Source organism: Candidatus Annandia adelgestsuga, from assembly GCF_003956045.1.
Taxonomy (GTDB): domain Bacteria; phylum Pseudomonadota; class Gammaproteobacteria; order Enterobacterales; family Enterobacteriaceae_A; genus Annandia; species Annandia adelgestsuga.
The window spans coordinates 309566-329891 of sequence record NZ_CP026513.1 but is presented as its reverse complement, the minus strand read 5'-3'; the positions used below and the strand labels follow the sequence as shown (position 1 = coordinate 329891).

At 15.7% G+C, this 20326-nt stretch carries 19 protein-coding genes, 2 tRNA genes, 1 other RNA gene and 2 pseudogenes; 13 read left to right on the top strand and 11 right to left on the bottom strand.

Annotated elements, in window-relative coordinates; translation table 11 throughout:
* Both C3B56_RS01715 and hslV read right to left on the bottom strand, forming a co-directional pair.
* Positions 1 to 991: AAA family ATPase (locus C3B56_RS01715; RefSeq protein WP_126071711.1), on the bottom strand; the 991-nt coding region annotated here is incomplete at its 3' end.
* A 10-nt stretch (positions 992 to 1001) separates the two neighbouring features.
* Complete coding sequence (hslV, locus tag C3B56_RS01710) at positions 1002 to 1532, bottom strand: ATP-dependent protease subunit HslV (RefSeq protein ID WP_126071692.1); 531 nt, start codon at positions 1530 to 1532, stop codon at positions 1002 to 1004.
* A gap of 169 nt (positions 1533 to 1701) precedes the next feature.
* Here hslV and rpmE point away from each other — a divergent pair, with 169 nt between their 5' ends.
* The 3 genes from rpmE (at position 1702) to argH (ending at position 4629) form a co-directional block, all read left to right on the top strand.
* Positions 1702 to 1917, top strand: coding sequence for a 50S ribosomal protein L31 (gene rpmE, locus C3B56_RS01705; protein ID WP_126071691.1), 216 nt, complete (start codon positions 1702 to 1704; stop codon positions 1915 to 1917).
* A gap of 96 nt (positions 1918 to 2013) precedes the next feature.
* Complete coding sequence (locus C3B56_RS01700) at positions 2014 to 3222, top strand: argininosuccinate synthase (protein ID WP_126071690.1); 1209 nt, start codon at positions 2014 to 2016, stop codon at positions 3220 to 3222.
* 30 nt (positions 3223 to 3252) lie between these two features.
* Positions 3253 to 4629, top strand: coding sequence for an argininosuccinate lyase (gene argH, locus C3B56_RS01695; protein WP_126071689.1), 1377 nt, complete (start codon positions 3253 to 3255; stop codon positions 4627 to 4629).
* Positions 4630 to 4945: 316 nt separating this feature from the next.
* Here the strand turns inward: argH and C3B56_RS01690 are convergent.
* The 5 genes from C3B56_RS01690 to C3B56_RS01670 form a co-directional block, all read right to left on the bottom strand.
* A tRNA-Leu gene (locus C3B56_RS01690) sits at positions 4946 to 5028 on the bottom strand.
* 7 nt (positions 5029 to 5035) lie between these two features.
* Positions 5036 to 5106, bottom strand: a tRNA-Cys gene (locus tag C3B56_RS01685).
* Between the two features lie 472 nt (positions 5107 to 5578).
* On the bottom strand, positions 5579 to 6946 hold the full coding sequence (gene trpCF, locus C3B56_RS01680) for a bifunctional indole-3-glycerol-phosphate synthase TrpC/phosphoribosylanthranilate isomerase TrpF (protein ID WP_126071688.1): 1368 nt from the start codon (positions 6944 to 6946) through the stop codon (positions 5579 to 5581).
* A 473-nt stretch (positions 6947 to 7419) separates the two neighbouring features.
* Positions 7420 to 8010 (bottom strand): glutamine amidotransferase-related protein, encoded by a 591-nt coding sequence (locus C3B56_RS01675; RefSeq protein WP_126071687.1) that lies wholly within the window; start codon positions 8008 to 8010, stop codon positions 7420 to 7422.
* Entirely contained in the window at positions 8011 to 9552 is a 1542-nt protein-coding gene (locus C3B56_RS01670) for an anthranilate synthase component 1 (protein ID WP_126071686.1), read from the bottom strand.
* Between the two features lie 165 nt (positions 9553 to 9717).
* On the opposite strand from C3B56_RS01670, the gene C3B56_RS01665 reads away from it, so the two are divergent.
* The 6 genes from C3B56_RS01665 to C3B56_RS01640 all read left to right on the top strand — a co-directional run bounded on the left by C3B56_RS01665 (position 9718) and on the right by C3B56_RS01640 (position 13303).
* A complete protein-coding gene (locus C3B56_RS01665; RefSeq protein ID WP_126071685.1) occupies positions 9718 to 10461 on the top strand; it encodes a pseudouridine synthase in 744 nt (247 codons plus the stop codon).
* 127 nt (positions 10462 to 10588) lie between these two features.
* Positions 10589 to 10685: signal recognition particle sRNA small type (ffs, locus tag C3B56_RS01660), an RNA gene on the top strand.
* A gap of 71 nt (positions 10686 to 10756) precedes the next feature.
* Positions 10757 to 11698, top strand: a complete 942-nt coding sequence (gene trhO, locus C3B56_RS01655) for an oxygen-dependent tRNA uridine(34) hydroxylase TrhO (RefSeq protein WP_126071684.1) — start codon at positions 10757 to 10759, stop codon at positions 11696 to 11698.
* Positions 11699 to 11749: 51 nt separating this feature from the next.
* Complete coding sequence (locus tag C3B56_RS01650) at positions 11750 to 12676, top strand: RluA family pseudouridine synthase (RefSeq protein WP_126071683.1); 927 nt, start codon at positions 11750 to 11752, stop codon at positions 12674 to 12676.
* Between the two features lie 23 nt (positions 12677 to 12699).
* Entirely contained in the window at positions 12700 to 12900 is a 201-nt protein-coding gene (gene rpmF / locus C3B56_RS01645; RefSeq protein WP_408608454.1) for a 50S ribosomal protein L32, read from the top strand.
* A gap of 145 nt (positions 12901 to 13045) precedes the next feature.
* On the top strand, positions 13046 to 13303 hold the full coding sequence (locus C3B56_RS01640) for an acyl carrier protein (protein ID WP_232817391.1): 258 nt from the start codon (positions 13046 to 13048) through the stop codon (positions 13301 to 13303).
* Between the two features lie 22 nt (positions 13304 to 13325).
* Here the strand turns inward: C3B56_RS01640 and C3B56_RS01635 are convergent, their stop codons facing one another.
* The 4 genes and pseudogenes from C3B56_RS01635 to tmk all read right to left on the bottom strand — a co-directional run bounded on the left by C3B56_RS01635 (position 13326) and on the right by tmk (position 15714).
* Positions 13326 to 14090: a TatD family hydrolase gene (locus C3B56_RS01635; RefSeq protein WP_126071682.1), complete on the bottom strand. Its 765-nt coding sequence runs from the start codon at positions 14088 to 14090 to the stop codon at positions 13326 to 13328.
* 20 nt (positions 14091 to 14110) lie between these two features.
* Positions 14111 to 14940, bottom strand: a pseudogene (locus tag C3B56_RS01775) (DNA polymerase III subunit delta' C-terminal domain-containing protein); the annotation flags it as partial.
* 1 nt (position 14941) lies between these two features.
* A pseudogene (locus C3B56_RS01770) lies at positions 14942 to 15085 on the bottom strand (DNA polymerase III subunit delta' C-terminal domain-containing protein); the annotation flags it as partial.
* Positions 15082 to 15714 (bottom strand): dTMP kinase, encoded by a 633-nt coding sequence (gene tmk, locus C3B56_RS01625; RefSeq protein ID WP_126071680.1) that lies wholly within the window; start codon positions 15712 to 15714, stop codon positions 15082 to 15084. The pseudogene C3B56_RS01770 and the gene tmk, both read right to left, overlap by 4 nt.
* A 122-nt stretch (positions 15715 to 15836) precedes the next feature.
* Between tmk and C3B56_RS01620 the strand changes: the two genes are divergently transcribed.
* From C3B56_RS01620 to infC, 4 genes are read left to right on the top strand one after another with little or no spacing between them, the layout of a single operon-like run.
* Complete coding sequence (locus C3B56_RS01620) at positions 15837 to 17048, top strand: phosphopentomutase (protein WP_126071679.1); 1212 nt, start codon at positions 15837 to 15839, stop codon at positions 17046 to 17048.
* A 35-nt stretch (positions 17049 to 17083) separates the two neighbouring features.
* Positions 17084 to 17785, top strand: coding sequence for a 2,3-diphosphoglycerate-dependent phosphoglycerate mutase (gene gpmA, locus C3B56_RS01615; RefSeq protein ID WP_126071678.1), 702 nt, complete (start codon positions 17084 to 17086; stop codon positions 17783 to 17785).
* Positions 17786 to 17845: 60 nt separating this feature from the next.
* Positions 17846 to 19756, top strand: coding sequence for a threonine--tRNA ligase (thrS, locus tag C3B56_RS01610; protein WP_126071677.1), 1911 nt, complete (start codon positions 17846 to 17848; stop codon positions 19754 to 19756).
* Positions 19743 to 20306, top strand: a complete 564-nt coding sequence (gene infC / locus C3B56_RS01605; protein ID WP_126071676.1) for a translation initiation factor IF-3 — start codon at positions 19743 to 19745, stop codon at positions 20304 to 20306. The genes thrS and infC overlap by 14 nt, the downstream gene beginning before the upstream one ends.
* Positions 20307 to 20326: the final 20 nt, after the last annotated feature.

The window sequence follows — 20326 nt, the reverse complement described above, 5'->3', positions numbered from 1 at the left end:
TATATTTAAATAGTACTATTAAAATAAAAAAAAATTTATTATTTAATATAGAATATAAATTATTTTTTTCATTTATTTTATTATTATCAATATTTAAATATTGATAAATATCAATATTTTTTTTTGATAAATAATATAAATTTAAAAAATTTAATATATTTATATCTTTTTTTTTTATATTATCTAAATATAAAAATAATTTATTTATTTTATATAAAGAAATTAATTTTTTATTTTCATTTATATTATTCATTTTACTAAAATATTTTTTTTTTTTTATATTTTTATATAATATTTTTATATTATTTAAATATGATATAATATTATCATCTTTACTTAATAAATAATATAAAGATAAATAATTTATTAAATTTTTATTTATTTTAATAGTACTATTTAAATATAAAAAAAAATTATTTTTTTTAAATTCAAATAATAAATTAAGATTTTTTATTTTTTCTTTTTTAATTTTATTAGAATTTGATTTATAATTACATTTGTTATTTATAAAAAATGATAAATCTAAATTTATTTTTTTATTTTTTACTTCTTTTTTTGTTTTTATTATATTATTTTTAGAAGGCATTAATATATTTAAAATTTTTTCTTCAACAGATAATTTAATTTTATATTTTTTTTTTTTAATTGTTTCTTTTTTAACCATTTTAAAAGAAATTTCAGTAAGATCACTAATTATAGATTCTACTTCTTTTCCAACATAACCTATTTCAGTGAATTTTGTAGCTTCTACTTTAATAAATGGAGCATTAATTAATTTAGCCAATCTTCTTGCTATTTCAGTTTTTCCAACACCAGTTGGACCTATCATTAATATATTTTTTGGTGTTATTTCTTTTTTAAGTTTTTCATTTAACTGCATACGTCTCCAACGATTTCTTAAAGCAATTGCAACAGATTTTTTTGCCTCATGTTGCCCTATGATGAATTTATTTAATTCTTTTACTATTCTATAAGGTGTCATATATATCATTTATCAATCCTTAAATATCAGAAGTTATTTTTTTTATAATAAAATTATTATTAGTATAAATACATATTTCACTAGCTATTTTTAATGATTTTTTTACAATTTCATAAGCATTTAATTTTGTATTTTTTAATAAAGCTTGTGCAGCTGATTGTGCATAAATTCCTCCAGAACCAATAGCTATTAAATTATCTTCTGGTTTTATAACATCTCCGTTACCACTAATAATTAAAGAATTATTTTTATCTGCTACAGCTAATATTGCTTCTAACTTTTTTAATATAATATCGTTTCTCCAATCTTCAGCTAAAGAAATTGCAGATTTCATTAATTTACCCTGATATAATTTTAGTTTATCTTCAAAAAGAGAAAATAAATTTAACGCGTCGGAAGTACTTCCAGCAAAACCAGCTATTATTTGTTTGTTATATAAATAATGTACTTTTCTTACATTTTTTTTAATTACAATATTTCCTAAAGTTGCTTGTCCATCACCACCTATAACTACCATTTTTTTATGTCTTAAACTTAAGACAGTTGTCATTTTATATCCATAAATTAATATATTTTTATTAAAAATTATTAAAAATTAATAATAGTTAATATATTTAATAAAATTTATTTTAAATAATATTGTTGTAATAATATTTTAAATTTAAATATAAAAAATATCATAAAATTATTTTTTATTATGATATTAATTAAGTTTTAAAATGAAAAAAAATATACATCCAAAATTTTATAGTATAATGGCAAAATGTTCTTGTGGAAATAATTTTAATATAAAATCAACTATTCATAAAAATATAAATATAGATGTTTGTTCAAAATGCCATCCTTTTTATACCGGAAAACAAAAAATAATAGATACTGGTGGAAGAGTAGATAAATTTAATAAACGTTTTACTGGTTTAATTAATATAAAATAAATATAAAATTATTTTAAATATAATAAATTAAAATTTTTTAAATTTTATAAAATTAAAATTTAATTTGATGTGTTATAATAAAAAAGAGATTTTAAAATGAATAAAAAAATTAAAAAAGTAATTTTAGCATATTCTGGAGGATTAGATACTTCTGCTATAATACCATGGTTAAAAGAAAATTATAATTGTAAAGTAATTGCATTAGTTGTAGATATAGGTCAATCTTATAAAGATTTAAAAAACATTAAAAAAAAAGCATTAAAATCAGGAGCAAATTCTTGTTATATCTTAAATTTAAAAAAAAAATTTATAAAAAATTATCTTTACCCTTTATTACATAATAAAGCTATTTACGAAAATAATTATTTATTAGGAACTGCTATTGCAAGACCATTAATTGCAAAAGCACAAATAGATTTAGCATTAAAATTAAAAGCTGATACTTTGTCTCATGGAGCTACTGGAAAAGGTAATGATCAAATTAGATTTGAATATACATATGCATCTTTAGCTCCTAAATTAAATGTAATTGCACCATGGCGTAAATGGAATTTTAATTCTAGAGAAGATATAATTAAATATTTAAAAAAAAAAAAAATTCATACTACAGCTAGTTTAAAAAAAATATATAGTCAAGATGAAAATATATGGCATATTTCTACAGAAGGTGGAAATTTAGAAAAAATTTCTAATCCATCAAATAAAAATTGTTGGTCTTGGACATTAGATATTAAAGATACACCTAATAAACCAGATATTATATCTTTACAAATTAAAAATGGTTATATTATTTCTATTAATAATAATATTTTAAATCCAATTAAATGTTTATTAAAATTAAATTTAATAGGAAAAAAACATGGTATAGGAAGAATTGATATTGTTGAAAATAGAATTATAGGTATGAAATCTAGAGGTTGTTATGAAACTCCAGGAGGAACAATTATAGCAAAAGTATTAGATACTATTGAACAATTAGTTTTTGATAAAGAAACAATAAAATGGAGATCTATTATCGGAATAGAAATGTCACATCTAATATATGATGGAAAATGGTTTACTCCTATGAGAAAATCATTACAATCTGCTAATAAACCTTTATTAAAATTATTAACTGGTGAAGTAAAAATTAAATTATATAAAGGAAATATTACTATTTTACAAAGAAAATCACCATATAGTTTATATTCACAAAAAACTGTAACTTTTAATAAAGATAAATCTTATAATCATAATCATTCTGCTGGATTTATACGTTTATTTTCATTATCATCTCGTATACGTTCATTAAAATATATAAAATAAAAAATAAATTTTAAATTTAAAGAGGTAAAAATGTCACTTTGGGGAGGTCGTTTTATTAAAGATTCAAATATAGAATTTAAAAAATTTAATAATTCTCTAAAAGTTGATTATAATTTATTTGAAGAAGATGTTGAAGTTTCAATTTCTTGGTCATATATGTTATATACTATTAATGTTATTAATTTTAAAGAATATAAAACTATATTTAGTAATTTAAAGAAAATATTAAATAAAACAAAAAAAAATAAAAAAAAAATTTTAGATAGTAATGATGAAGATATACATAGTTGGATAGAAAGAAATTTAATTAATAAAATAGGATATTTAGGTAAAAAATTAAATACAGGAAAAAGTCGTAATGAACAAATAACAACAGATTTAAAATTGTGGTGTAAAAAAAAAATTAAAAAAATAATAAAAATTATTAAAAAATTACAAATTTGTTTTTTAAATTTATCTAAAAAAAATAAAAATACAATTATATCAGGATATACTCATTTACAGAAAGCCCAACCTATAACTTTTTCACATTGGTGCTTTGCTTATATAGAAATGATTAATAGAGATATAAATAGATTACAAAAAATATTAAAAAGATTAGATTATTGTCCTATGGGTTGTGGTGCACTTTCAGGTACTACTTATAAAATTGATCGTGATTTAATTGCTTTTATTTTAGGTTTTTCTAAATCAACTAATAATAGTTTAGATACTGTATCAGATAGAGATTATGTTATAGATATAATAAATAGTGCTTCAATTAGTATGATACATTTATCTAGATTTGCAGAAGATTTAATTTTTTTTAATACAAATGAATTAAATTATATATCTTTATCAGATAAATTTACATCAGGATCATCTTTAATGCCACAAAAAAAAAACCCAGATTTATTAGAATTAATAAGAGGTAAATGTGGAAGAGTACAAGGTTCTTTAAATAATATATTATTTATTTTAAAAGGCCTTCCATTATCTTATAATAAAGATATGCAAGAAGATAAAGAATGTTTATTTGATACTATTAAAACTTGGAATGATTGTATTAAAATATCTTGTTTAATATTAAAAAATATTAAATTGAATACTTTAATTTGTAAAAATTCTATTTCTAATGGTTATTTAAACGCAACAGAACTAGCTGAATATTTAGTAAATAAAAATATAGCTTTTCGTGAAGCTCATAATATAACTGGTAAAATAGTATTAGAAGCTATTAAAAGAAATGTTCCTTTAGAAAAATTAAAATTAAATACAATGAAAAAATTTAATTGTAATATAGAAAAAGATATATATAAAAAATTAAATTTATATTCATGTTTAAATAGAAGAAATATTAAAGGTGGAGTATCTTCAAAACAAATAAAAATTTATACAAAAAAAATGCAAAAAAAACTTAATATTTAAAAATTTTTATAATAATAAAATTATTTATAATATATTAAAAATAAACATAAAATAAATAATATTTATAAACATTATTTATTTAAATATAATTTTAAAAAAAATAAAAATGAAAATATAATAAAATATAAATATTTTCTAAATTAATATTATTTTAATAATTTTATTATTAATAAAAATATTAAAATATTAAATATTCATATATATTTTAAATTTTATTTAAATTATATAATAAATATTTATATTTAAAAAATAATTAAATAAATTTTGATTATATTAAATTAATTATAATAATTATAATATTTTATTTTAAACTTAATACCCAGAGCGGGATTTGAACCCGCAAAGTCGTTAGACCGAGGGATTTTAAGTCCCTTGTGTTTACCATTTCACCACCTGGGCTTTATTAAGGCACATCTTGGAATCGAACCAAGGTACACGGATTTGCAATCCGTTGCATTACCATTCTGCCAATGCGCCTTTAAATGTTTTATAAAGTTATTTATATATTATTAACATAATATTAATATTAAATCAACTTTTTATTAATTTTAAAATAATATTTTAATAAATAGCAGTTTATTTGTTTTTTTAATTATTTTTATATTATTAACATTTTTTTATTATTATGTTTTCATTTAAAATATTTTTAAATATTAATTAAAAATTTTTTATATATATTATATAAATATAAATAATTAATTATTTATATTTTTTAAAAAAAAAAAAAAAATAATATTTTATAATTTATTTATAAAAATAAAATAATATTATAAAATTATAATTATAATTAAAAACAATAAAATTTTTATTAACTATTGTATTATTTTAAAATTTTATTTAAAATATTTTAATTTATATTTAAATTAAAAAAAATATTTTAAGTTATTAAAAATTATATAATAAATATTTTTATTTTATCTACATTTTTTTTTATTTTAAAAAATTATTATTAATAAATTCTTATTTTATGAAATAAATTTATTATTTTTTTTATATTTTTAATTCCAGGTTTTGTTTCTATTCCTGAATTTAAATTTAAACCAACAAAACCAATTTTAGTAGCTGACATACAATTTTTTAAATTAATACCACCAGATAAAATTACTTTATTAAAATTATATTTTTTTAATAAATTAAAGTCATTTTTTTTTTTATTATCTATTTTATTATCTAAAATATATCTATTAATATTTATTATTTTTTTTTTTTTTGATAAAAAATTTTTTATTGAAATTAATTTCCAAATTTTAATATTATTAGATAAATATTTTTTTAAAATATTTATATATTTTTGATTTTCTTCCCCATTTAATTGAATTATTTTTAAATTAACATTATTTAATACATGTAATATATAAGAAATGCTTTGGTTTTTAAATACTCCAACATAATCTAAAGGAATATTATTAGATATTTTTTTAGCTTGTTTGATATTTACTATTCTTGAAGAATAATTATTAAATATTAAACCACCATAAATAGCTCCAGATTTATATGCTATATCTGCGTCTATCATTCTTTTTAAACCACATATTTTATTTTCTCCTAAAGTTATACGACAAATAGCTTTTTCTAAATTTTTCTCTTTCATTAAAGAAGATCCAATTAAAAATCCATTTACAAAACAACTTAATGATCTAATTTGAGAATAACATTTTATTCCAGATTCACTAATAATATTTATATATCTTGGTATTTTTATAGATAAAATTTTTGTTTTATTTATATTTATAGACATATCTTTTAAATTAAGATTATTAATGCTTATTACTTTAGAATTTAAAAAAATAGCTCTATTTAATTCTGATTCATTACTTATTTCAGTTATTACCCCCATATTAAGACTATGAGATAAATTAGATAAAATTATATATTGATGATTTTTTAAAACAGATAACATTAATGTTATAGAATCTGCTCCATATAATCTAGCTAAATAAACTTGATATATATCTATAATAAAATCTTTACATAAAATAGGAAGATTTGTATTTTTACTAGCTAATAACATATTTTCAAAACTACCGTCAAAATATTTTTTATCAGTTACTATAGAAATTATAGAAGCATATTTTTTATATTTGTTTACAATATCTATTATATTAAAATTTTCTCTCATTACTCCCATATAAGGAGATTTTTTTTTACATTCTAATATAAATTTAGTATAAGGATAGTTAAAAATTTTATAAAAATTTTTATTAGATTTTTTAATTTTAAACAAAATTTTTTTTATAGGTTGTTTAATTTTTCTATCTATAATCCATTTATATTTATGTTTTATAATTTTTTTTAACATATTATTAAATAAATTCATTAATTTATTCCTTATTTACTAATAAAACACATATTTTATATATTTATTCATTTTAATTATTTTTTAAATAATATTTTATTATTTTGATTAAATTATAATTTAAAATAATAAAAATAAAAATATTAAATATTATCATTTTTATCAATTAAATAATATTTTTTTTATAATTTTTTAGTTACATATATTTAAAAAATATATATTAATATTATTTAATATTTTAAATTAAATTTTTAATTTAAAATAATTTAAAAAATATAATATATTTAATAAATTTAATTTAATTATTATAATAAAAATTTATTTTATAATTTTTATTTTATAAAATTATAAATATTAAAATAATAATAATTATAATATTTTTATTTTTTTATTATTACAAATATTATTTAATTAATTTTTATTTTACTATTATTTTAACTTTAATAAATATAAATATATAAAATAATAAAATTTATTAATATTTAATTTTATTATTAATTTTTATAAAATTTTAATGACCATAAAATTGAAGATTCTAATATAGATGATCCATAAGTTGTTAAAATAGATTCAGGATGAAATTGAAAACCACATATTTTATCTTTATTATTACGGACTGACATTACTATATTTTTATATTTAGAATTTACAACTAATTTATTTTTAATATTAACTCCAATTAATGAATGATATCTTGCAACTTGAATAGGATTTTTAATATTATAAAACATATTTTTATTATCATGTTTAATTAATGAAGAATAACCATGCATTATTTTTTTAGAATTTATAATTTTTCCACCATAAGATTCTATTATTGCTTGATAACCCAAACATATTCCTATAATTGGAATTTTGCCTTTAATATTAAAAATTAGTTTTGGCATACAACCAGAATTTTTTGGTTTTCCTGGTCCTGGTGATAAAATTAATATAGGGTTTTTAATTTTATTTAAACATTTTAATATAAATTTATATGATATAGTATTTCTATATATTAATACTTTATGTTTTAATTTTCTTAATTGATCAACAAGGTTGTAAGTAAATGAATCAATATTATCTATTAATAATATATTAGCCATTTAAACCTCTTTAGAAAAATTTGAAAAAATAATTGATTTTAATACCGCTTTAGCTTTATTTCTACTTTCTTCAGATTCTAATTTGGGATTTGAATCAATTACAATTCCTGCACCTGCTTGTATAATAGCTATATTATTTTCTATATATGCAGATCTAATAATTATGCAAGTATCTAAATCTCCATTAGAAGTAAAATATCCTATAGAACCACCATAACTACCTCTATTATATTTTTCTATAAGATTAATAAATTGCATAGCTTTTACTTTAGGAGCCCCACTTAAAGTTCCCATATTCATACAAGCTCGATATGCGTTAAAAATATCTAAATCTTTTTTAAGGGTACCTACAACACGAGAAACAAGATGCATAATACATGAATATTTATCTACTTTCATAAGATCAGAAACATAACGACTTCCTGGATTACAAATTTTAGCTAAATCATTTCTTGCTAAATCAACTAACATTAAATGTTCTGCAATTTCTTTTTTATCCATACGCATTTCTAATTCTATTTTACTATCAAAATCATAATCTATATTACCATTTTTTTTATAACCTCTAGGTCTTGAACCTGCAATAGGATATATTTCAATTTTTCTATTTTTTGAATTATATTTTAATGAACTTTCTGGAGATGTTCCAAATAATATAAAATCTTGATCTTTCATAAAAAACATATATGGACTAGGATTATTTTTTTTTAAATTATCATATGAATTTAATGGTAATATACAAGGTAAAAAAAATTTTCTTGATATTACTACTTGAAAAATATCTCCTTCATATATAGATTTTTTCATTTTAATTATCATTTTACAATATTTTGAATCTTTTATATTACATTTTATTTTTTTTTTATTTATAAAAAAATTTTTTAATTTATAATTTTTTTTTGATAAAATATTATTTAATATATTAATTCTTTTTTTTATTCTTATTGATTCTGTTTTACAAGGTACAAAAATACTTGCTTGTAATCTAGATTTTTTTTTTTGATGATTTAATATTAATAATATTTCAGATAAATAAAAACAAAAATTTGGACATTTATTTATATTTTTTACTATAGGTAATTTTTCTGAACAATTTATTAAATCATATGAAAATAAACCACCAAATAACATTGATTCTCTTTCTTCTTTAGGAGTATGTATTAATTTTGTTAATATACGTAATGAATCAAAAACCGATGTTGTTTTTAATCTTGAATCCTCGTCATTTATGTTTTTTAATTTTGGAAAAAATAATTTTCTACCATTTTTAATTTTTTTATTAAAAATATTATAAGGTATTTTTTTGTCTAATAATGATAATAAATTGTTACCATTTTTAGATAATGATATTAAAAGAACATAATTATTGTTTGAAATAATACGTATTGCACTATCAATAATAATCAAACTTTTTAAGTTACATTTATTATTAATATCTGATGATTCTAATAGTAATGTTGAAGATTTAATATTACAAATTTTATTAAATATTAATGTTGGATTTTTTTTATATTTAATATTTTTTATTATTAAATTTAACATTTATGTTTTCTTTAATTAACTATTTTATTTAAAATATTTTTATAAAATATTTATATTTATATATTATATATAAATATTTATTAATAATATTTTTTAAAATTTAATTAATCTACAATTAAATAAAAAAAATTGTTATTGTTATAATTATTAATTTTAAAAAAAAATATGAATAATGAAAAAATACAAAAAATACTTTCTTCAAATGGATATGGTTCAAGAAGAAAAATTGAAAAAATGATTATCAAAAAAAAAATTTATATCAATAATAAATTAGTTAAAATAGGACAAAGAATAAATATTAATAAAAAAATGAAAATTTTAATTAATAAAAAAAAAATAATATTATCAAACAATATAAATAAAAAATTAATATTAGCATATTATAAAAAAATTGGTGAAATATGTACCAAATATGATAATAAAAATAGAATAACAATTTATGATAAACTTCCTATAATTAAAAATGTAAATTGGATATCAGTTGGAAGATTAGATATTAACAGTTGTGGTATAATATTATTTACTAATGATGGTGAATTAGCATATAGATTAATGCATCCTAAATATAAAATAAAAAGAGAATATATTGTAAGAGTTTTTGGAAAAATAAATAATAATTTGTTAAATAAATTATGTACAGGTATAAAAATCAATAATAAAATAAATAAATTTAAAAAAATATGTTATATAAGTGGTTTTGGATTAAATAAATGGTTTAAAATTACTATTTTAGAAGGTAGAAATAAAGAAATAAGAAAAATGTTTCATTATATTAATTTAAAAGTAAATTATTTAATAAGAATAAGTTATGGTTTAATAAGATTAAAAAATATTTTATTAAAAGTAGGTAAATTTAAAAATTTAGGTTTAAAATATTATAATTTACTTAAAAAAAGTGTTAATTATTAAATAACAAATAATGTAAAAATTATAAATTAATTAAATATTAATTTATTGACATTAATAAAATATTATATTATAATTATTTTTGTAATTAATATTTTATTATTTTAAATAAAAATACCCCCTTCATTTATTCGACAAATTTTATAATATAATAACTTTCAATCCGGTCAGATCTGGGAAGAAGCAGCCGTAGCGGTTAATATATTGATAAAATAAAAGTTTAATATATGGGGGGGTAAATAATTTTATTATTATTAAAATTTAAAATAATACAAATATTTTAAATTTAAGGATGTAAATGTTATTACATAATTTGTATTCTAGAAAAAAATTAAAAAAAATAATATTATTAAAAAATATTGTTAGAATAAATGTATCATTTTATAAATATTTTAAAATAAAAAATACAATTTTTTTTAGAAATATGATTTATATTATTTTTAATAAATATAATATTTTAGGAAGAATATATGTATCTAAAGAAGGTATAAATGCTCAAATTAGTATTCCTAAAAAAAATTATAATAAATCTATATATATGATTTATAAATTAAATAAAAATTTATATAATATTCATATAAATAAATCTATTAAAAATGATAAATTATCTTTTTTAAAATTAATTGTAAAAGTTAAACCTAAAATATTAAATGATAATATAAATGAAAATTTTGATTTTATAAAAAATAAAGGAATTTATTTAAATGTTTCTAAAGTAAATAATTTAATATTTAATAAAAATTATGTATTTGTAGACATAAGAAATAATTATGAATATGAACTAGGACATTTTATAAATTCTATACAAATAAAATCAATTAATTTTAGGAATCAAATAAATAATTTATTAAAAAAATTAATTTTTTTTAAGAAAAAAAAAATAGTTTTATATTGTACTGGAGGTATTAGATGTGAAAAAGTTAGTACTATTCTTAAATATAATAATTTTAAGAAAGTTTATCAAATTAAAGGAGGTATAATTTCATATATTAGATATATCAAAAAATATAATTTACCTAATTATTTTATAGGAAAAAATTTTGTTTTTGATAATAGAATGTGCGAAAATGTTTCTTATAGTATAATTTCTAATTGTCATCAATGTAAATCTATAAGTTATAATTATGTTAATTGTTTAAACAATAAATGTCATATTTTATTTATACAATGTTTTTCATGTAAAATATTATTTAAAAAATTTTGTTCTATTAAATGTATGAAATTATTTTATAAAAATTAAATATATCATTTATAATATTTGTATATTTAAAATATATATTAATAATTTATTATGATAAATATTAATAATATTAAAATTGATAAAGAATCAGTTAATCAAAGAATTGATAATTTTTTATTTAAAAAATTTAAAAATATCCCTAAAAGTAAAATATACAAAAATATAAGAAAAGGACAAATAAAAATTAATAAAAAAAAAATAACACATAAATATAAATTAAAAATTAATGATATTTTACAAACAACATTATTAAATAAAAATTTTAAAAAAAAAAATTTTTTATACCCAAATACAATATTACAATTAAAAAAATCAATATTATATGAGGATAAATATTTAATAGCAATTAATAAACCTTATGGTATACCAGTTCATAGTAATAATAAATTAAAATTAGGTATTATAGAAATATTAAAAAATTTACAACCAAATAATAGTTTTTTAGAATTAGTTCATCGTTTAGATAAAGATACATCAGGAATATTATTAATAGCAAAAAAAATGTTTGTACTTCGTAATTTACATAATCAATTCAAAAAAAAAAAAATTAAAAAAAAATATATAGCTTTAGTAAAAGGACATTGGCCTAAAAAAATAAAAAAAGTAAATTTACCACTATTAAAATATAAAAAAAATGGTCAATATTTGATGAGAGTAGATAATAATGGTAAAAAATCAGAAACTAATTTTAAAATTAAAAAAAAATATTTAAATAATACCTTACTTGATATTGTTCCTATAACAGGAAGAACTCATCAAATAAGAATACATACATTTTATATAGGACATCCTGTAATGTTTGATAAAATTTATAATAATGATAAAAATAAAAAAAATTTAAATAAAATATCAAATCGTCTTTTTTTACATGCAGAATCATTAACTTTTATTCATCCATTTACATTAAATAAATTAAAAATAAATGCTCCATTAGATATAAATTTAAAAAATTTTTTAAATAATATTTCAAAATATTAAAATTTTATATAAAATATTAAACAATGAGGTTTAAAATGGCTGTTCCAAAAAAAAAAACTACAAGATCTAAAAAAAAAATGAGAAGATTACATGATAAATTAAAAAAAGTTAATATATCTACTGACAAAAAATCAGGTGAACAACATTTATACCATCATATTACAAGATATGGATATTATAAAAATAAAAAATATATTTTCAAAAAATGTTTTAAAAATTATTAAAAATTTTAAAAATAATTAATTATTAAAAAAAATAATAAAAAAAATATTTTTTTATTAAAAATATTAAATTTATAATTTAAAATTTATTAATTTAAATTTAAAATTTAAATTAAATAAATTTTTAATTAAAATATAAGATATTTAAATGTTAATTAATAAAATAGAAAATAATGTTAAAAACATAATTTCTAAAAAAATAGGTATAAAACCTAAAAAAATATTAAATAGTTCTTCTTTACAAGATTTAGGGGCAGATTCTTTAGATATAATTGAAATTATTATAGAATTAGAAGAATTTTTTAAAATTAAAATTTATGATCATGAATCAGAAAAAATAAATAAAATAGAAAAAATTATAAATATTATAAAAAAAAAAATAAAAAAAAAAAAAAATAATTTATAAAATATAATTAATTAATAATATTTCAACAAAATTTTATTTTAAATAAATTACAAAAATTTTTATTTGTAATTTCAGATAATTTTGTTAATGTAATTTTTTTTATATCAGCTATTATTTTAGCAATATATATTAAGTTAGATGGTTGATTTTGTTTATTTTTAAATGGTATTGGTGATAAAAAAGGAGAATCTGTTTCTAATAAAATTTTATTTAAAGGTATAAAATTTATTATTTCTTTTATTTTTTCTTTATTTAAATAAGTAATTATTCCTGAAAATGAAATATAAAATTTCATATCTAATAAAATTTTTGCTTTTTTTTTACTTCCTGTAAAACAGTGTAAAACTCCTTTACATTTTTGTGCATTTTCTTCTTTTAAAATTCTAACTATATCATTAAAAGAATTTCTATTATGAACTATTAAAGGTTTATTTATTTTTTTTGCTAAACGTATATGATATCTAAATAAATACTTTTGTATTGGTTTAAATGTTAAATTTTTGTAATCTAAACCAGTTTCTCCAATTGCTATTACTTTATTATTTAAGGATAATTTTTTAAATTTTCTTAAATTAATATTTTTATTTAAATATAATGGATGAATTCCACAAGAAAATAAAATATTATTATAATATTTAAATTTTTTAAACATTTTTTTATAATCATTAATATCCAATGATATTGATAAAATAAAATTTATATAATTTTTTAAAGATTTTTTTATAATTATTTTTTTTTTTATATTTTTAATTAAATTTAAATGACAATGAGAATCTATAAAAAACATATTATTTTCCTAAAAAAAAATTAATATTTTATTATTTTTTGACATTCTATTAATAATTTCATTATCAAAATTTTTTTATTTATAAAATTATTATTTTTTATATGATAATAACATATCATAAATTGATATGTTATTTTATATATTTTTTTAAATGATAAATAATTAGATATATCTTTTATAATTTTTTTTTTATCTATATTTGTTAATAAATTAAAATTTTTAAATTTATATTTTAGGGTATCTAAAAAAATACTATACAAAAATAATATTTTTATATTAATATCATGTATTAATATAATATTTATTAATAATATAATATTATTTTTATAATTTTTATATAATTTATTATATAAAATATTTCTTTCACTCCAATTTATTTTTTTCATCATTTTAATTGATGATAAAGGTGATCCATTATTTAATTTTAATAATATATAACATTTATATTTATTTAATTTTGTTTTATTTACTAACCATAAAAAATATTTTTTATCATTAAATGGAAAAATTTTTTCTATTATACAACGACTAATTAAAGTTTTATTTACTTTATTATGATTTGTACTAGTAAAAAAAAAAAAAGTATTAATTGGTGGTTCTTCTACAATTTTTAATAAAGATGAATTTGAAAAATTATTTAAATATTCTATATTTTTTATATATATAATTTTAGGATGATCAATTCTATTAAAATATAAAAAATTATTAACTAAATTTCTTATATTACCTACATCTAAATTTTTTTTATAGTTTAAATTAAAAAAATAAAGATCATTATTATTTTTATTTATAAATAAATTACAATTTTTACATTTTCCACAACTAATTATTTTTTTTTTTTTTTTACATANAATATAATTACAAATATTCATGATCAATTTATGAATTCCAATTCCTTTACAAGTATTTATATATATCGAACGATAATAAATATTATTTTTATAATAATTAATTATTTTAATATAATATTTTTTTAACCATGGATAATTTATCATTTTATATTTTTAAGTAACCATTTTAATAATAAAATTTTTATTTCTTTTTTTACTTTATGAATTGATTTATTAGTATTTATGATTTTTATTTTTTTTTTATCTTTTTTAATTATTTTTAAATAACGTTTTCTTACTTTTGTAAAAAATTTTAAAGATTTTTTTTCTATTCTATCTAATTTTCCTCTTTTAATAATTCTATTTATACTTATTTTTGGATCTATATCTAAAAATAAAGTTATATCAGGTTTTACTTTATCCAATACATATGAACTTATTTTTTTGATAATTTTTTTATTTTTTATGTTATAACCCTGATATGCATAAGTAGATAAATCATGTCTATCACTAATTACACATAAACCTTTTTTTAATGATGGTTTTATTACATATTCTAAAGATTGAGCCCTTAAAGCATAAAACATTAATAATTCAGCTTTATCACTTATAATTTCATTTTTATTTTTTTTTTTAATAATATGTCTTATTTTTTCGTTTAATGGAGTTCCTCCAGGTTCTCTAGTAATTATTATTTTTATGTTAAATATTTCAAATATTTTTTTAATATAATTACATATAGTAGTTTTTCCTGAACCATCTAATCCTTCCACAACAATAAATTTGCTTTTCATAATATTTTAATTTATTTTTTTATATAAATTTTTTAAAATATAAAATAATATATAATAAATATTAATTATATTAATATGTTTTTAATTATAAAATAAAATAATATTAATTAAAAATGGTAATAATGAAAAGATTAATATTAATAGTAATAGATTCTTTAGGAATCGGACATAGTCCTGATTCCGTTAAATTTAATGATAGAAAATCAAATACTTTAGGTAATATAATAAATAATAAATATTATAATAATTATTTTAAATATAAAAAAAATAATAATTTAAATATACCAAATTTAATATCTTTAGGTTTAAATAAAATTTTAAATATATCAAATAAATTTTATATAAAAAATAATATTAATAATATATTTTTATATTCTAATCCTATATCAACTGGAAAAGATACAGTATCTGGACATTTAGAAATTGTTGGAATACCTACTTTATTTAATTGGTATTATTTTAAAAAAAAAAAAAATAGTATTCCTAATTTTTTATTAAATAAAATTATTAAAAATACTAATGTTAATGGATATTTAGGAAATTGTCATGCTTCTGGAACAGATATTATAAATGATTTTGGATTTGAACATTTAAAAACAAAAAAACCAATAATTTATACTTCTAATGATTCTATATTACAAATTTCATGTCATGAAAAAATTTTTAATATTAAATCTTTATATAAAATATGTATTAAAATAAAAAAAATATTATATAAATATAATTTTAAAATAAGTAGAATTATAGCTAGACCGTTTAAAGGTAATATAATAGGTAAATTTAAAAGAACAAACAATAGAAAAGATTTTATTATGAATTTTAAAAATATTACAGTTATGCAAAAATTAATTGATGAAAAAAATGGTAAAGTAATTGCTATAGGAAAAATAATAGATATATTTTCTAATAAAAGTATAACAAAAAAAATAAAAACTTTTGGAATAAATAATTTATTTTATAATACTATAAAATATTTAAAAAAATCTAATGATAATACTATAATATGTACTAATTTTGTAGATTTTGATTCTTTATGGGGACATCGACGTAATTGTATAGGTTATGGTTTAAGTTTAGAATTATTTGATATTTATATTATTAATTTAATTAAAAATATGAAATATAATGATTTATTAATAATTACTTCAGATCATGGATGTGATACTACTTGGTTTGGTAATGATCATACTAGAGAAAATATACCTATATTAATATATAAAAAAAATTTAGAATTTTTATCTAATAATAGAAGATCTTCTTTTTCAGATATTAGTCAAATTATATCTAAGTATTTTGAATTATCTAATATGATATATGGTAATAATATAATGTAAAAATTATATTTTTAAAATATTTAAGGTATAAATATATGTCATTAATTAAATTAGTTTTAATAAGACATGGTGAAAGTGAATGGAATAAAAAAAATAAATTTACAGGTTGGTATGATGTAGAATTATCTAATAATGGAATTTTAGAAGCAAAAAAAGCTGGTAAATATTTAAATAAATTAGGTTTTAAATTTAATATATCTTATACTTCTATTCTTAAAAGAGCTATATGTACATTATGGTATATTTTAAAAGAATTAAATTTAACTTGGATACCTGTAAATAAAACATGGAGATTAAATGAAAGACATTATGGATCATTACAAGGTTTAAATAAAAAGAAAACTTCTAAAATATTTAGTATTGAAAAAGTAAATAAATGGAGAAGAAGTTTTAAAGAAATACCTCCTAAAATTAACATTTTAAACCCTAAATTTACTGGTTATGATAATAAATATTATAAATTAAATCAAAAAAAAATACCTTTTTCTGAAAGTTTACATATGACTTATAAACGTGTATTACCTTATTGGAAAAAATATATATTTAAAAATATTAAAATGAAAAAAAATATTTTAGTTGTAGCTCATGGTAATTCTTTAAGATCATTAGTTAAATACTTACATAATTTTAATGATAAAGAAATAGTTAAAATAGAAATACCTACTGGTAAACCATTAATATATGAATTTAATAACAATTTTAAAATTAAAAATTGTTATTATATAAATAATAAATAATAAAAAATTTAAAAAAAATATTATATATACATATTAAATATAATTAAATAAGAATAATATATGCCTATTGTTATAATGTCTGATGGAACAAATTTTATTTATGATAATACTATTAAAATTAAAAAAGTTATAAAAAAAATAAATAAAAAATTATTGAAAAAATGTATTTCAGTAAAAATTAACGGTAAATTAACTGATATTAATGATTATATAAATAAAAATGTTTTTTTAGAAATTATAAATAATAATAATCATAAATATAATATAATAATTAGAAAATCTTGTGCTTATATATTAGGTTATGTAATGAAAAGAAAATGGAATAAAATAAAAATGTTAAATTTTAAAATTACACCTAATGGTTTTTATTATGATATAGATTTAAATCATAAAATAACTTTTTTGGATTTAATTAAAATAGAAAAAAAAATGAAAAATTATATCATTAATAATTTTAAAATTAATAAATTTGTTTTAGATAACAAAAAAATTATAAAACTTTTTTTAAAAAATAAAGAAATATATAAAATTAATATTTTAAATAAATATATAAAAAATAATAATAAATTTTATTTTTATAATTATAAAAAATATTTTGATATATCTAATATCCCTCTTATAATTAATACAAAATTTTGTAATAATTTTAAATTAAATAAAGTTTCTAATATATATTCTAAATGTAATAAAAAAAAATATTTATTACAAAGAATTTATGGTAAAATTAAAATTAATAATAATTTATCTTTAGTTAAAAATAAAAACATAAATAAAATTTATGATCATCGTATAATTAGTAAAAAATTAGATTTATATCATATTGAAGAAGAAACTCCTGGTTCTGTTTTTTGGCATAATAATGGTTTAATAATATTTAATGAAATAAAATCTTTAATAAAAAAAAAATTAAAAAAATATGAATATCAAGAAATACAAACACCTATTATTATGAATATTTTTTCTTGGAAAAAAACTGGTCATTGGAAATATTATAAAGATTTTATATTTACTACTAATCATAAAAACATAAAATATTGTATTAAACCTATGAATTGTCCAGGACATATACATATTTTTAAAAAAAATATTAAATCATATAAAAACTTACCATTTAAAGTATCAGAATTTGGAATTTGTCATAGACATGAATCTTCTGGATCATTATATGGTTTAATGAGATTAAGAAGTTTTACTCAGGATGATGCTCATATTTTTTGTAATGAAAAACAAATACAATTAGAATTAAAAAAATGTATAAATATGTTATATGAAATATATAAAATATTTGGATTTAATAATATTAAAGTTAAATTTTCTAGTTATTCAATTAAAGAAATAAAAAATAATTATTTATGGAAAATTGCTGAAAAACATTTAATATATTCTTTAAAAAAAAAAAATATAAAATTTAAATTTCAAAAAGGAGAAGGAGCTTTTTATGGTCCTAAAATAGAATTTATATTATCTGATAGTTTTAATAGAGAATGGCAATGTGGAACTATACAATTAGATTTTTATTTATCTAAAAGATTAAATTGTTTTTATATTAATAAAAAAAATAAAAAAATTGTTCCTATAATTATACATAGAGCAATTTTAGGTTCAATAGAAAGATTTATAGGTATTTTAATAGAAGAATATCAAGGAAATTTTCCATTATGGTTAACTCCTATACAAATAATAGTTATTAATGTAAATAAAAAAAATATAGATTATGCAAAAGAAATAAATGATAAATTTAATAAAGATAATTTAAGATCAAAAATAGATATTAAAAATGAAAGTATATGTTCTAAAATAAAAAAATATATATTATTAAAAATTCCTTATATAGTAATATGTGGTGAAAAAGAATTTAAAAAAAAAACTATTTCCGTTAGAGATATTTATGGAAATAAACAAAATAATATTAATTTAAATTTATTTAAAAAAAAAATAAAAGAAGAAATAATAAATTATGAAATCAAATAATATAAAAAAATTTTATCGTTTTAAAAAATATAAAAAAATAAATCTTAAAAAAATAATTATAAAAATAAAAAAAAAATTTAAAATAAGATTGACTGGAATAGAGGGAGAACAAATAGGTATAACAACATTAAAAAATTCTATAATTAAATCTTATAAACTTGGATTAGATTTAATAAAAATTAGTTCTAATTCTGTACCACCAGTATATCGTATAATAAATTATAGTAAATTTATATATCAAAAAAATAAGTTATTAAAAATTCAAAGAAGAAAAAGAAAAGTAATGCAAACAAAAGAAATAAAATTTAGACCTAATACAGATAAGGGAGATTATATAATAAAATTACGTAATTTAACACGTTTTTTAAAAAAAGGATCTAAAACAAAAATATCTTTAATATTTAAGGGAAGAGAAATTACTCATAAACAAATTGGTGTTAATATGTTAAATAATATAAAAAATGATTTAAAACATATATCTAATTTAGAATTTTTTTCAACTAAAATAGAAGGAAGACAAATGGTGATGATGTTATCTCCTAAAAAATAATTTTTTAAATATTATTAATA

Bases quoted from the DNA above. Each gene is read 5' to 3' on its own strand.
- hslV (WP_126071692.1), bottom strand. From the start codon at position 1,532: ATGACAACTGTCTTAAGTTTAAGACATAAAAAAATGGTAGTTATAGGT.
- rpmE (WP_126071691.1), top strand. From the start codon at position 1,702: ATGAAAAAAAATATACATCCAAAATTTTATAGTATAATGGCAAAATGT.
- C3B56_RS01700 (WP_126071690.1), top strand. From the start codon at position 2,014: ATGAATAAAAAAATTAAAAAAGTAATTTTAGCATATTCTGGAGGATTA.
- argH (WP_126071689.1), top strand. From the start codon at position 3,253: ATGTCACTTTGGGGAGGTCGTTTTATTAAAGATTCAAATATAGAATTT.
- trpCF (WP_126071688.1), bottom strand. From the start codon at position 6,946: ATGAATTTATTTAATAATATGTTAAAAAAAATTATAAAACATAAATAT.
- C3B56_RS01675 (WP_126071687.1), bottom strand. From the start codon at position 8,010: ATGGCTAATATATTATTAATAGATAATATTGATTCATTTACTTACAAC.
- C3B56_RS01670 (WP_126071686.1), bottom strand. From the start codon at position 9,552: ATGTTAAATTTAATAATAAAAAATATTAAATATAAAAAAAATCCAACA.
- C3B56_RS01665 (WP_126071685.1), top strand. From the start codon at position 9,718: ATGAATAATGAAAAAATACAAAAAATACTTTCTTCAAATGGATATGGT.
- trhO (WP_126071684.1), top strand. From the start codon at position 10,757: ATGTTATTACATAATTTGTATTCTAGAAAAAAATTAAAAAAAATAATA.
- C3B56_RS01650 (WP_126071683.1), top strand. From the start codon at position 11,750: ATGATAAATATTAATAATATTAAAATTGATAAAGAATCAGTTAATCAA.
- rpmF (WP_408608454.1), top strand. From the start codon at position 12,700: ATGAGGTTTAAAATGGCTGTTCCAAAAAAAAAAACTACAAGATCTAAA.
- C3B56_RS01640 (WP_232817391.1), top strand. From the start codon at position 13,046: ATGTTAATTAATAAAATAGAAAATAATGTTAAAAACATAATTTCTAAA.
- C3B56_RS01635 (WP_126071682.1), bottom strand. From the start codon at position 14,090: ATGTTTTTTATAGATTCTCATTGTCATTTAAATTTAATTAAAAATATA.
- tmk (WP_126071680.1), bottom strand. From the start codon at position 15,714: ATGAAAAGCAAATTTATTGTTGTGGAAGGATTAGATGGTTCAGGAAAA.
- C3B56_RS01620 (WP_126071679.1), top strand. From the start codon at position 15,837: ATGAAAAGATTAATATTAATAGTAATAGATTCTTTAGGAATCGGACAT.
- gpmA (WP_126071678.1), top strand. From the start codon at position 17,084: ATGTCATTAATTAAATTAGTTTTAATAAGACATGGTGAAAGTGAATGG.
- thrS (WP_126071677.1), top strand. From the start codon at position 17,846: ATGCCTATTGTTATAATGTCTGATGGAACAAATTTTATTTATGATAAT.
- infC (WP_126071676.1), top strand. From the start codon at position 19,743: ATGAAATCAAATAATATAAAAAAATTTTATCGTTTTAAAAAATATAAA.